The 13,147-nt window shown below is 72.0% G+C and carries 10 protein-coding genes; 5 read left to right on the forward strand and 5 right to left on the reverse strand.

Annotation, left to right across the window (positions count from 1 at the left end; translation table 11 throughout):
• Positions 1 to 43: 43 nt before the first annotated feature.
• Positions 44 to 772, reverse strand: a complete 729-nt coding sequence (locus tag OV090_RS32950; protein WP_267708640.1) for a hypothetical protein — start codon at positions 770 to 772, stop codon at positions 44 to 46.
• A gap of 195 nt (positions 773 to 967) precedes the next feature.
• Here OV090_RS32950 and bioA point away from each other — a divergent pair, with 195 nt between their 5' ends.
• Both bioA and OV090_RS32960 read left to right on the forward strand, forming a co-directional pair.
• Positions 968 to 2,302, forward strand: a complete 1,335-nt coding sequence (gene bioA / locus OV090_RS32955; RefSeq protein ID WP_267708641.1) for an adenosylmethionine--8-amino-7-oxononanoate transaminase — start codon at positions 968 to 970, stop codon at positions 2,300 to 2,302.
• A 49-nt stretch (positions 2,303 to 2,351) separates the two neighbouring features.
• Complete coding sequence (locus OV090_RS32960) at positions 2,352 to 3,623, forward strand: hypothetical protein (RefSeq protein ID WP_267708642.1); 1,272 nt, start codon at positions 2,352 to 2,354, stop codon at positions 3,621 to 3,623.
• 111 nt (positions 3,624 to 3,734) lie between these two features.
• On the opposite strand, the gene OV090_RS32965 is transcribed toward OV090_RS32960, so the two are convergent.
• Positions 3,735 to 4,559, reverse strand: coding sequence for a PA14 domain-containing protein (locus OV090_RS32965; protein ID WP_267708643.1), 825 nt, complete (start codon positions 4,557 to 4,559; stop codon positions 3,735 to 3,737).
• A 307-nt stretch (positions 4,560 to 4,866) separates the two neighbouring features.
• On the opposite strand from OV090_RS32965, the gene rseP reads away from it, so the two are divergent.
• Complete coding sequence (rseP, locus tag OV090_RS32970; protein ID WP_267708644.1) at positions 4,867 to 6,498, forward strand: RIP metalloprotease RseP; 1,632 nt, start codon at positions 4,867 to 4,869, stop codon at positions 6,496 to 6,498.
• Complete coding sequence (gene tsaB / locus OV090_RS32975; RefSeq protein ID WP_267708645.1) at positions 6,498 to 7,238, forward strand: tRNA (adenosine(37)-N6)-threonylcarbamoyltransferase complex dimerization subunit type 1 TsaB; 741 nt, start codon at positions 6,498 to 6,500, stop codon at positions 7,236 to 7,238. The genes rseP and tsaB overlap by 1 nt, the downstream gene beginning before the upstream one ends.
• Before the next feature lie 92 nt (positions 7,239 to 7,330).
• Here tsaB and OV090_RS32980 read toward each other — a convergent pair whose 3' ends face one another.
• Positions 7,331 to 8,176, reverse strand: coding sequence for a hypothetical protein (locus OV090_RS32980; protein ID WP_267708646.1), 846 nt, complete (start codon positions 8,174 to 8,176; stop codon positions 7,331 to 7,333).
• Between the two features lie 399 nt (positions 8,177 to 8,575).
• On the reverse strand, positions 8,576 to 9,811 hold the full coding sequence (locus OV090_RS32985) for a tRNA cytidylyltransferase (protein WP_267708647.1): 1,236 nt from the start codon (positions 9,809 to 9,811) through the stop codon (positions 8,576 to 8,578).
• Positions 9,812 to 9,874: 63 nt separating this feature from the next.
• Here OV090_RS32985 and OV090_RS32990 point away from each other — a divergent pair, with 63 nt between their 5' ends.
• Entirely contained in the window at positions 9,875 to 10,264 is a 390-nt protein-coding gene (locus OV090_RS32990) for a hypothetical protein (RefSeq protein WP_267708648.1), read from the forward strand.
• A 6-nt stretch (positions 10,265 to 10,270) separates the two neighbouring features.
• Here OV090_RS32990 and polA read toward each other — a convergent pair whose 3' ends face one another.
• Positions 10,271 to 13,051 carry a DNA polymerase I gene (gene polA / locus OV090_RS32995; protein WP_267708649.1) on the reverse strand — a complete coding sequence of 927 codons (2,781 nt, stop codon included), beginning with the start codon at positions 13,049 to 13,051 and terminating at the stop codon, positions 10,271 to 10,273.
• Positions 13,052 to 13,147: the final 96 nt, after the last annotated feature.

Raw genomic sequence — 13,147 nt, forward strand, 5'->3', positions numbered from 1 at the left:
CGCAAAAGCAAGGGGCCCGCGCACCCCCGCGCCTCGCCGGGCTTCAGCCCTGGCAGGTGAGGAACCCGAGATCCAGCAGATCTTGGGAGCCGCAGGCGGCACAACACGCGTCGCACTGACCGGAGCCGTCGAGGTTGAAGCCCCAGGTGACGTCCCCGGAGGCGCCGGCGAAGCAGATTTGTTCGCCCTCGAAGCACTGAATCGTCTGGTAGACGTCGACGCCGCGGCCCGCGGTGCGGAAGGTCGAATCGACGCTGGGCCAGGCCCAGTCGCGGCCCTGCGCGAACAGCTTCCACTCGATGTCGAGGCCGTCGTCGCAATCGTCCGTCAGCAACCACTCCTGGAAGACCGGCGCCGAGCAGACCGCGGTCGCCTCGTCGGCGCCGTTGGGACAGTCGGCGGTCTTGTCGCAGAGCCGCTCGGTCGGCATGCACCCGGCGTTCTCGCCGCAGACGTAGACGTGGTCGAGCTCGCAGTAACACTCGCCTTCGGAGCAGTAGGCGTTCTGCCCGCAGTCCTTGGCGCACTTCTCATCGACTGCGGGCGTCGCGTCCTGACAGCCGGTGTACGGGTTGCCCTCGTAGCCCGGGTCGCAGAAGCACTGGCCGTCGCCGCAGCTGGCATGGTTGCCGCACGCGACCTCCTGGCAGGTCTTGTAGTCGTCGGGCTCGCCGTAGAGCACGCAGCCACCGGCGACGGCGGCAGTGAACAGCCCGGCGAACAGAGGGAGCGAACGGAGGGCGGTACGAAGGGTCGAGAGCGTGCGCTGCATGGCAAAAAACCCGAGGCGGCGCGACCGGTCGCGAGCCGCGCCCACCGCAAGGTTGCGCGAGCGGCCCGGCTCACGCAATGGGGACCGCACGCACGCCGGCGGGTCGGGCCAAAGCCGGCGCGGACGGCGAGGGGCCGGCCTGCGCGGCTCGCTGGGGCTTGACGGCCGCGCGCGCCTGAGGTCAGCCTCGCCGGCGTGGCGAGGCTCATCGACCGCGATCGCGCGCACGTCTGGCACCCGGCGACGCACTTCGCCGATCTCGACCGCCTGCCGCCGATCGCCGTCGAACGCGCCCGCGGATGCTGGCTCTACGAGGCCGGCGGGCGGGCGATCCTCGACGCGATCGCGTCGTGGTGGACGTGCGTCCACGGCCACGGCCACCCCGCCATCGTCGCGGCGGTCCGCGAGCAGGTCGAACGCCTCGACCACGTGATGTTCGCCGGCTTCACCCACGAGCCGGCGGTCGCGCTCGCCGAGGCGCTGCTGGCCGCGGCGCCGCCCGCTTATGAGCGGGTGTTCTACGCCGACTGCGGCTCGGCGGCCGTCGAAGTCGCGCTCAAGCTCAGCTACCAGGCCCGCCAGCAGCGCGGCGAACCCGGCCGGCGCCGCTTCGCCACGCTGCGCAACGGCTACCACGGCGAGACCCTGGGCGCGCTGGCCCTCTGCGGCGCCAGCGCGTACCGCGACACGTTCGCCCCCCTGCTCTTCTCGCCGGTCGAGCTGCCGGCCCCGAGCTTCCGCGAGCACGAGCACGCCGACCTCGCGTCCGACCTCGGCCGTGACGCGCCCGAGACGCAGGCCGCGATCGCGGCGCTCGAGGAGCACGCGCACGAGCTGACGGCGGTGGTGATCGAGCCGCTGGTGCAGTGCGCGGGGCGGATGACGATGACCGGCGCCGGCTTCTACCGCGAGCTGGCGAGCGCGGCCAAACGCCTCGGGATCCACGTCATCGCCGACGAGATCGCGGTCGGCTTCGGCCGCACCGGGCACATGTTCGCAAGTACATGGTCGGAAGTGCAGCCCGATCTGCTGTGCCTCAGCAAGGGGCTGGCGGGCATCCTCCCGCTGGCGGCGGTGCTGGTGCGCGAGGGCTTCGACGTCGATTTCCGCGGCTCGCCGGCCCGCAGCTTCCTCCACAGCCACACGTTCACGGCCAACCCGATCGCCTGCGCGGCCGCGATCGCGGGGCTGGAGCTGTTCCGCTCGACCGACCTGCTGGCCCGCTTGCCGGCCCGCGTGGAGGCGATGGCGGCGCGCCGGCGGGCGGTCGCGGCGGCCTGCCCCGCGGTGGTGGCTCACCGCCAGGCGGGGATGATCGCGGCGCTCGAGGTGGTCCCCGCGGCCGGCAGCCCCGGGGCGCGCGACGGCCGGCTCGGGCTGCTGCTGCGCGAGGCCGCGCTGGCCCATGACGTGCTCCTGCGGCCGCTGCACGACACGATCTACTGGTTCCCGCCGCTGGTGATCGACGACGCGGAGCTCGACCGCCTGGCCGAGGTGACGATCGCGGCCATCCGCGCCGTGCTCGAGTGATTCGCGGCCGACGTCGCGGCGATGCGGCGTCGCGAGTATCATCGCGGCGATGCGGGCTCGCGGACTCGTCGGCGCGGCGCTGCTCGGCGCGTGCAGCCCGGTGACGCCGCCCGGGCTGGTCCTCGACATCGGCCGCATGTGCCGGGACATCGCGCTCGCGGTCGCCGATCCCGACGTGCTGCCGGGCTGGCGGATCCACGCGGCCGCGATCGCCCGCAGCGGCGAGGACGCGACGTGGTACCTGGCGAGCGAACACCCGGGCGAGCTGGCGCTTCGACGTGTCCCCGAGGACATCCCCGGCGTCGACCTGACCACTGTCGGCGCGACGCACGAGTTCACGCTGTCGCGCGGCCCGATCGAGGGCCAGATCTGGCTGACCCTCGACCGCGGCGACGAGGCGCGGCTGTGGCGGATCGACGAGGACGGGGCCGAATTGTCCGCCGGACCGACGCTCGCGGGCTTCCCCGGCGACGCGAGCACCGAGTGGTTCTACCGCCTGGTGTTCCTCGGCCACAGCCCGCACCTGCTCGCGCTGCCGCGGCTGACGCGGGCCGGCGAGGTGCCAATCCACGTGGCGGCGGTGACCCCGGAGTTGGAGCTCGGCGAACGCTGGGCGTTGACCGCGACCGTGACCTGCCCGCCGCTCAGCGAGCTGAACTGCCCGTTGCTGTGGGAGGACCTGCGCGAGCTCGACGTGCTCGACGTCGCCGAGCCGGGCAGCGTCGCCGGGGCCGCGCTGCTGATCTCGATCGCCACGCTGCCCGACGAAGAGCCCGCTCCCGAGATGCCCGCGGCCGTGTTCCAGACCCTTGTCATCAGCCTCGCGCTCCAGCGCGACCCGACCGCGGAGGCGCCGGTGCTCACCCGACGCGATCACGTAGCGTGGACGACCGCCGGACCCGTGCTGCCCTCTCCCGCCCAGATCGCGGCCGATCCGCTCGGGATCTACGTACTCGCGGGGCTCGTCCCCGGCCCCGACGGCTCCAGCGCCGACGCGACCCCCGCCGACTATCTGTACCACGCCGACCTGCTGAAGGCGGACGGGGCTGACGAAGGCGACGTGATCGCGCTGCTCGACAGGGACCTGCACTCGCACCTGCTGCAGCTCGGCAGCCGGGTGGCGCTCGGCCAGCTGCCGACGAAGCACTGGTACGTGGCGCCGCTCGACGGCGTGACCATCGACGAGGACATCGTCGGCACGCTCGAGGTCGGCGAGCAGGCGACCCTCCTGCGAGCCGGTCGCGGTCAGGTCGTCGTGCGCGCCCAGTCGGCGCCGACCCGGCGGGTCCAGATCGCCTGCGCCGACCCGACGCAGGAGTAGCCGGATCCGGGATGAACGAAGAGCATGTCCTTGCGGACATGCTCTTCGGGTCATGTCTCTATCAGCAGGTCCTCGCGGACATGTCGCCGAGGACCTGCTCGAAGTGCCAGCTTACTTGCCGGCCTTGGCGCGGGCGTCGGCGCCCTCGGGCTTGTACAGGTTCTTGAGCGGGATGGCGGCCGGGGTGCCGTCCTTGCCCTCGGCCCACGCCAGGCCGACGACGATCGGGGCGCTGGTGTGGAACGTGCGCAGCTCGAGCTTGTACTCGCCGGGGTCGAGGCTGACGAGCTCGCAGGCCTCGGAGGCCTCGGTCTTCACGCCGTCGTTGTCGACGATCAGCGTGTCCTCGATGTAGAGCTGGCTGCCGTCGTCGCTCTTGGCGCACAGCTTGTACTCGCCGGCGGTGATGACGTTGACCGAGCCGGTGAAGCGCAGCGCGATCGGGGCCGTGACGGTCTTCGGCAGGCCGGCGATCGGCGCGGTGGCGGCGGCGTCGAGGCCGTTGGCGATGAACGCCTTCTTGACCGTCAGGCCGGCGAAGTCGGGCAGCTTCTCGGTGGCCGCCGGGATGGTGAAGGCCTCGGCGAGGAGGCCGTTCGGGCTGACCGCGCGGCCCGGCTTGGGCTTGGCCGGCGCGGGGGTCTCGGGCTCTTCGGCCTTCGGCGGCTTGCTCGCCGCGATCCGCTTGACGACCTTGGGACCGACCGAAGCGCCGCGCGTGGTGGTGGAGTCGCGGCCCTTGATCGCGGGCTCGCTGCCGCCGTCGCCGTCGCCGTCGGCCGGGGTGCTGCTGCCACCGCCGTTGCTGGGCGTGCCGACGTCGTAGTCCACCTTGCCGGCGTCGGGAGAGTTCGATTGCGGCGCGTTCGCCGAAGAAGAGGCACAACCAGCGAGCAGCCCGAAGCTCGCGACCAGGATGACGGACGTGCGAAGCATGAAAATCCTCTGGAGGTCAGAACTGGCGCCTGTGACGACGCCCTCGGCGCAGGGATTCAGGCGGGCTCGGGCCCGCAGGAACGGGGAGTCTGCGCTCCGCGAGTGTACGGCGCTGAATTGATTCGAGGTGGCGAAAACGGCCGGGTCCGTGCGACCCCAGCGCCCCCGCACGACCTGTGAGGCGCGTCACTCATCCTGCGCTCGGCCAGAGGCCCCGGGTCGAGTATCCACAGTCAGCCATGTCCAGGACGGAGGCAGCCGGGCGCGACCGCGCCAGTACCCGCGAGAGACGCCGCGGAGGCGGTCGATGACGCAATTCCTGGCGTTCATCCTCCTGATCGGCCCGCTGATCTTTGTGCATGAGCTCGGCCACCTGCTGGCCGCCAAGCTGGTCGACGTCAAGGTGGTGCGCTTCTCGCTCGGCTTCGGTCCGGCGCTGGCGCGGATCCAGCTCGGCGAGACCGAGTACCGGATCGCTCCGATCCCGCTCGGCGGCTACGTGACGCTGCTCGGCCAGTCCCCCGACGAACCACTCGCCCCGCACGAGGCGCACCGAGCTCTGCGGAACCGACCGCTGTGGGCCCGCTACCTGGTCCTCGGCGCCGGACCGCTGTTCAACCTGCTGCTGCCGCTGCTGCTCTACTTCACGTTCTACCTCGGGCACACGGTGATCGCGCCGCCGGTGATCGGCACCGTGCTCGACGACTCGGCCGCCGCCACCAGCGAGCTGCACTCCGGCGACCGCATCGTCGCCATCGACGGCACCGACATCCACTCGTGGGGCGAGATGCAGGACCACGTGCGGGCGGCGCCCGACCGCGAGGTCAAGCTGCAGATCGAGCGCGACGGGGTCCGCTTCGACCGCTTCGTCACGCCGCGCCGCAGCGTGGTCAAGAACGCCGTCGACGAGCCCGAGGCGCGCGGCATGCTGGGCGTGTTCCCGTGGGTCTACGCGCCGCAGATCGGCATCGTCGACACCCACTCGCCGGCCCACGAGCAAGGCCTGCAGACCGGCGACATCATCACCTCGATCAACGGCGAGCCGATCGAGACGGTCGAGGACCTCGAGCGCGAGCTGACGCGCCAGGGCACGGCGCTGCTGCGCCTGACGTATCTGCGCGCGGTGCCGGTGCGCGGCGAGCTAGGCACGTATTGGTGGTACGCGTCGCACCACGCCCGCCTGCTCCCGCGTCACGAGGGCGGCGCGAGCACGGGGCTGTTGCCGGCCAACACGTTCGTCCGCACGGTCGCGTCCGGTTCGCCGGCGGCCAAGGCGGGGATCGCCCCGGGCGATCGCGTGCTCGCGGTCGACGATCGGCCCGTGACGCGCTGGGAGACGGTCGCGGTGATGCTCGACCGCCAGGGCACCAAGCCGATCGACCTGCGGGTGCAGTCGCCCGGCGATGCGCCGCGCACGGTCCGCGTGGAGCAGGAGATCCGCACCCACCGCGGGATCTACAAGCAAGAGCGCAGCTACCTGTTCTTCGGGGCCGAGCCGTACGCCAAGCGCGAGGTGCCGCCGCCCGAGCCGATCCGCGGGCGAGTGACCTACGCCGTGCGCTCGGCCGTCGACGAGACGCTGTCGATGCTCGGCATGATGTGGACGAGCCTGCGGCAGATGGTGACGCTCGAGCGCGGCGTCGACGAGCTCAGCTCGGTGGTCGGGATCTTCAACGTCGCCGGCACCGCGGCCGAGCAAGGCCCCGGCCAGTTCCTGCTGCTGATGGCGCTGCTCAGCATCAACCTCGGCTTCGTCAACCTGCTGCCGATCCCGATCCTCGACGGCGGGCACCTGATGTTCTTCACGCTCGAGGCGCTGCGCCGCAGGCCGCTGGGCCAGCGCGCGCGCGAGGTCGCCAGCGCGATCGGCCTGGTGATCATCCTCGTGCTGCTGCTGATCGCCCTGCGCAACGACATCACCCGCTTCTGGATGGACTGATGGCGACCTGGCTCCTCGCGCTCGACACCTCGACGCCGCGGACCGCCCTAGCGATCGGCCGCATCGATCGCGCGACCGGTACGACGCAGCCGGTGGCGGAGGCGACGCACGACGATCGCGGGCGCCCGGCCTCGGCCGAGCTGACCACGCGGATCTCGGCGCTGCTGGCAGCGGCCGGCGTCGCGCCGCGCGAGCTCGGGGCGATCGCCTGCGGCCTCGGGCCCGGGATGTTCACCGGCAGCCGCGTCGCCCTCGCCACCGCCAAGGGCCTGGCGCTCGGCCTCGACTGCCCGCTGTTCGGCCTCAGCACCCTGGCGATCGTCGCTGGCGCCGAACACGTGCGCGGGCCGGTGCTGGCCCTGCTCGACGCCCGTCGCGGCGACGTCTACGCCGCGCCGTTCCGCCTCGGCGACGACGGACCCGAGCGCCTGGCCGACGATCGCTGCTGTCCCTTGGAGCAGGTCCTGGCCCATCTGCCGGCCGAGTTCGTCGCCGAGGCCCGCGCGATCGGTCCCGGGGTGGCCGCGGTCGCCTCCGCCCTGCCGGCCGAGCTGGGCGCGCGCTCGCTCGCAGTCCCCGGCGCCGACGGGCCCGGATTGTGGGCCGCCGCCGCCCGCGCGGCCCTGCGCGAGGCGCCCGCCGACGTCGCCACGGTCGATGCGGTCTACCTGCGCGCCAGCTACGCCGAGCTCGGGCTCAACACGCCCAAGCGACCGCCGTACCGCTCGCCGTTCGTGTGAGCGCCGCACCGCGGGCGTAACAGCAACATGTCCCCGGAGACATGACCGATCGGGCATGCGCATTTCTTCATGTCCCAGAGGACATGCGCTTTTTAAAAAGCCACGGAGAGGCCGCGGCCGCCGAGCGCGAGGGCGGCGGCGCGGCGGCGTTTGTCGCCGATGATGAGCATCGGCATGCCGACGGTGAAGGCAGTGGCGCCGGTGACGATGCTGAGCGCGGCCGAGGCGTCGCGCTCGCGCCCGGCCATTCCGACGCCGAGGCCGACCACCAGCAGGCCGCCGGCCATCAACGCAACGCCGAGGTTGGTCCACAGCTTGCCGCGCTTGCCCGAGCGCGGCGGGATGGCGGGTACGTACGGGCTGTCCTGCGGGGCGGCGCGGGCCAGCGCGCCGGGCTCGAGGATCCGGTCGCTGAGGACATGTCCTTCGGGATAGGTGACGACAGTGCTGAGCGCCACGGAGGCCGGCACCGCGGCGGTCGGATTGGTGCAGACCGCCCCGGCTTCGCGCAGGCGAGCGTCGATGCGGGACCTGGCCCCGCGCAGCACGGCGACGGCCGCGGGCGTGAGCACGTCGGCGGACTCGAGCAGGCGCGCGTGCCGGACCACGCGGAGGTCGGCGGCGCACAGAAGGTCGGTGCGCTGCCGATCGAGGGCCTGGGCGACTGCGGCCGCGTTGACGCCCTTCTCCAGCGGCACGTGGGCGCTGCCGAGGAGCCGCTGCGGCGCGGCGCTGCCGGTGAGGCGGTCGTGGGCGCGGAAGTAGAAGTCTGCCGCGCCGGCGTGGTCCCCCTCGGCCCCACGCTGGTCGGCGTAGCCGGTCAGGTTGTCGCTCCACAGGACGCTCTCGCTGACCGGGCCCTCGGCCGGCTTGGCGGCGACGGAACCGGCGCCCAGCGCCACCACGAGCCCACAGGCGACCGCCCGGACACCGCGCATGCCACCAGCGTACCCCCGGCGAGCGAGTCGCGCCAGTCGCCCGCGCGCGGCGCCGCGAGTCCACATGCTCCGTCCTCGCGCATGTCAGGTCTCGCGAGCGGCGTCCCGAACCGACATGCATCCCCCTCGCGCACGCACTGTCCGACCCCGCGGGCAGCGCCGCCAAGCGGCATACATCGGCCTCGCGCTGTCCGACCTCGCGGGCAGCGCTGCCGACCGGCATGCATCAACCTCGTGCAGGCATGTCCGATCATCGTGGGCAGCGCGGCATGCCGTCCGCACCCGCAAGTCTCGCGTCGCTCCGCACGGCGAACATGTCCGAAGAGACAGAGGAAGCGCACTCATGAAGGCGCTTCATCTGTCCTACGGGACAGATGCCCGATTCTCTGCCCTGAACGCTCAACCGCGCAGGTGCGCCAGCAGCTGCTCCGCGGTGTTGCGGCGCGGCTCCTCGAGCACCCAGTCGAGCAAGTCGGCCAGCGTCTTGCCGAGCTTCGGGCCCGGGGTGGCCAGGCCCTCGCGGACCAGGTCGTCGCCGCCGATCGCCAGCTCGCCGATCGCCAGCGGCGCGCCGCGGATGGCCTCCTCGATCGTGACCGCCTGGGCCCACTCGCTGGCGTGCAGGGCGGCCGCGTCGGCGGCGTACTTGCGGCCCAGCTTGGCGAGGATCCGGCGGATCTGCAGGGGGTCGTGCGAGTGCCCCAGCGGCTCGAGCGCGGGGCTGGTGAGCGCGAGGACCCGCGCGCGCTCGTCCCGGCTCGGGCGCAGGTTGTCGATCACCCTCTCGATCAAGGCCTTGTCGGCGCGCACCGGCCACAGCAGCCGTGCCAGGCGGATCACCGGGTCGCGCGGCATGCGGTCGACGTGCTCGATCGCGGCGGACAGGACCTCGCGCTCGAGCGGGACGAGGACGCGCGACCAGATGCCGGTCTCGGCCATCGGCAGGAGGCCGAGGATCGGCCGCGCCGCTGACAGCAGTTTGAACAGCTCGACGTGGACGCGCTCGCGGCTGACCTTGTCGAGGACGTCGAGCGCGCCGCCGATGGCCGCCGCGGTGTCGAGGTCGAGCCTGTACTCGAGGACAGCACACAACCGGACCGCGCGCATGGCCCGGAGGCCGTCCTCCTGGAAGCGCTGGGCCGGGTCGCCGACGGCCCGGATGAGCCCACGGCCGAGGTCGCCGAGGCCGTCGAAGCAGTCGGTGAAGATCTCGCGGATGGGGTTCCACGCGAACGCGTTGATGGTGAAGTCGCGGCGCGCGAGGTCCTCGCGGAGCTCGCGGAGGAATCGGACCTCGGTCGGCCGACGCCCGTCCTCGTAGCGGCCCTCGCCCCGGAAGGTCGTGACCTCGGCGTGGACCCTGTTGTCGCCGCGGCCATGGACGACGGTCACCGTGCCGTGGGCGACGCCGGTCGGGATCGTCTTCTTGAACAGCGCCTGGACCTCTTCGGGCGTGGCGCTGCTGGCGAGGTCCCAGTCGCCGTGGAGCCGGCCGAGGAGCACGTCGCGGACGGCGCCGCCGACCAGCACGGCCTCGTGTCCGGCGTCGTGGAGGATCTGGGCGATCTCGCGGAGCGCGGCCGGGATCGGCGCGGCGCGCAGCAGGGCCGCCGCCTGCGAGGGCGTGGGGTTCATGCGATCGACGGTATCACTCGCGCGGCCGGGTTCGCACGCCGAGTGCTATGGTTGACCCTGGCCATGGACTTCCCCATCCGGATCACGCCCCTGCTCCGACCCCTGCTGTTTCCGCTCCGGGCCTCGGGGGAACGAGCGGCGGTGCATGTGGGGGGCGGACACGTCGAGGTGGAGTTCGGAGTGTTGTTCCACGGCAGCTTCGCGCTCGAGCAGGTCGAGCACGTGAGCCGCTCGACCTGGCCGTGGTGGAGCGGCCTCGGTCTGAGGATCGGCGCCCGCGGTCGCGTCGGCCTCATCGGCTCGCTCGAAGGGGTGGTCTGCATCCACTTCAACCGGCCCCAGCGCGTTCGCGCGCCGTTCCCCTGGCGATGTCGCGAGCTGTACCTCTCGCTCCACGACCCCGACGGCTTCATCGCCACGGTGGAGGCCGCAGCCCACATGGCTGCGGCCTGACGCGCCTCAGCCCTTGCACGCAGCCCAGCTCGGGCCGTGCCCCGACTCTACTTGCAGAGGCACCTGGAGCTTGTCGCCCGCGGCGCCCTCCATCAGGGGCCGCGCGAGGGCGATGAGCTCGTCGACGCGGCCGGCCTCGCACTCGAAGATGAGCTCGTCGTGGACGGTCAGCAGCATCTGCGCCCACGGCTTGTCGGCCAGCGCCGCGTCGACGGCGATCATGGCCCGCTTCATGACGTCGGCGGCGCTGCCCTGGATCGGCGTGTTGCGGGCGATCCGCTCGCCGTAGGAGCGCGCGGCCCCCTTGCGCGCGAGCTCGGGGATCCGGCGCCTGCGGCCGAAGATGGTCTCGGCGTAGCCGCGCGCGCTGGCGAGGTCGATGAGCTCCTCCATGTAGCGCGACACGCCGGGGATCTTCTCGAAGTAGACCTTGATGTAGCTGCCGGCCTTGCCGCGCGGGATGCCGAGCTGGCGCGCGAGACCGAACGCCGACTGGCCGTAGATGACGCCGAAGTTGACGGCCTTGGCGATCCGCCGCTGATCGCCGGTGACGTCCTGCTCGGCGACGCCGAACACCTCGGCCGCGGTGCGCCGGTGGACGTCGACGCCGTCGCGGAACGACGACACGAGGTTCTTGTCGCCCGAGAGGTGGGCCAGGATCCGCAGCTCGATCTGCGAGTAGTCGAGCGCGACCAGCTCCTTGCCCGACCCGGCGACGAAGGCCTCGCGGATCTGCCGGCCGACCTCGCTGCGGATCGGGATGTTCTGCAGGTTGGGGTCCTTGCTCGACAGGCGCCCGGTCTGGGCCACTGCCTGGCGGAAGTTGGTGTGCAGGCGCCCGGTGACCGGGTTGATCTCCTGCGGCAGCGAGTCGAGGTAGGTGCCCTTGAGCTTGGTGAGGCCGCGGTACTCGAGGATGAGGCCGACCACCGGGTGATAGGCGGCGAGCTCCTCGAGCACCGCGGCGTCGGTGGAGAAGCCGGTCTTGGTCTTGCGCCCGGCCTCGAGGCCGAGGTCCTCGAACAGCAGCTTCTGCAGCTGCGTGGGCGAGTCGGGGTTGAGGTCGTAGCCGGCGTGCTCGGCGATCTGGACCCGTAGTTTAGCGATGTCGGCGCCCATGACCTCGCCTTGCTTGGCCAGGACGCCGGCGTCGACGCGCACGCCCGTCTCCTCGATGCGCTGCAGCACGCGCACCAGCGGCATCTCCAGCTCGTCGAACAGCGAGCGCAGGGCGCTCGACTCCTCGAGCTGCGGACGCAGGTGGGCACTTGTCTTCAAGGCCAGCTCGGCGCGCTCGCAGGCGTAGATCGTGGTGCGGTCGACCGGGGCGCGGGTGAAGGTGACGGCCTTCTTGCCCTTGCCGAGCACGTCCTCCTGGACGCCGGCGGTGTAGGCGAACAGGTCCTTGGCCAGCTCGGTGAGGTTGTGGGACGCGCGCGCGGGGTCGAGGGTGTACGAGGCGAGCTTGGGGTCCATCACCAGCGGCCCGAGCTCGACGCCGTGGCGGCGCAGGACGATGGCCTGGAACTTGGACCCCTGGGCGACCAGCGGCAGGCCGCCGGTGGTCAGCCGGCGCAGCTGGGCGCTGATGATGTCCTTCGGGACATGTTTAACCAGCAAGGCGTCGCCCTCGTGCGCGACCGGGATGTAAGCCGGGGCCGGAGCCCCCTCGCCGCCGGGCGCCAGGGCCACGCCGACCAGCGCGGCGCGCATCGAGTCGGCGATGTCGACGACGATCTGCAGCGCGAGGCTGCTGCTCTTCGCTAGGGTCTCGTCGACGTAGGCGACCAGCTCGGCCTCGCTGCCGAGAGCGCGGTAGCGCGACTTGTCGAGGGTCAGCGGGGCGCCGGGCCGCAGCTCGAGCGGGCCCTCGGGCGGCTTGGTCTCGATGGCCTTGCTCCTGAGGCCGAGCAGGCTCTTGAACCCGAGCGGGCCGAAGAACGCCTCGAGCGTCTCCTGATCGCTGCCGTGGTCGGCGAGCTCGTCGAGCGGGCGCGGCAGCGGGACGTCGCAGCGCAGCTGCACGAGCTGCCGGCTGAGGCGCGCGTTGGCGGCGTGCTCCTGCAGGGCCTCGCGCCGCTTGACCTGCTTGATGCTGGCGGCGCCGTTCAGCAGGCCCTCGAGATCGCCGAACTCTTCCAGCAGCTGCGCGGCCGTCTTGGGGCCGATGCCGGGCACGCCGGGGACGTTGTCGGAGCTGTCGCCGGTGAGCGCCAGCAGGTCGACGAGCTTGGTCGGCGGCACGCCCCACTTCTCGACGACCTCGGCCGGGCCGATCAGCTTCGACTTCATCGAGTCCCACATGAGGATCGGCTTGCGGTCGCCGCCGCCGGCGTCGATGAGCTGCATGAGGTCCTTGTCGGTCGACAGGATGACGACCGAGCGCCCGGCCTTCTGCGCGGCTTGGGCGTAGCAGCCGATGATGTCGTCGGCCTCGACCCCGGGGACCTCGATCACCGGCAGGCCCAGCGCGGCAGTCGCCTGGCGGACCAGCGGGATCTGCGGCACCAGATCCTCGGGCATCGGCGGGCGGTGCGCCTTGTAGGCCGGGTACAGCTCGGTGCGGAAGCTCTTCTCGCTGTGGTCGAACACTGCGATGAAGACCTCGGGCTGGAACTCCTTCCGCATGGCCTGGATCATGCGGACGAACCCGTGCACGGCGTTGATCGGCACGCCTCCGGGCGCGCTCAGGCTCGGCATGGCATGGAAGGCGCGGAAGATGAAGTTGTTGCCGTCGATGAGGAAGACGCTGCCAGGGCCGCCTTGAGGACGCGCGTTTGTGCTCACGCTGCGGGTTCTACCACAAGCGAGCGGCGGGTCGACCCGGTCCCGGCGCCCGCGGCGGCCGCAGGCGGATCCGCGGACCTGCGCCTGCGCACGCGG

The sequence above is a fragment of the Nannocystis sp. RBIL2 genome, assembly GCF_026626745.1.
In the GTDB taxonomy this organism is placed as follows: domain Bacteria; phylum Myxococcota_A; class Polyangia; order Nannocystales; family Nannocystaceae; genus Nannocystis.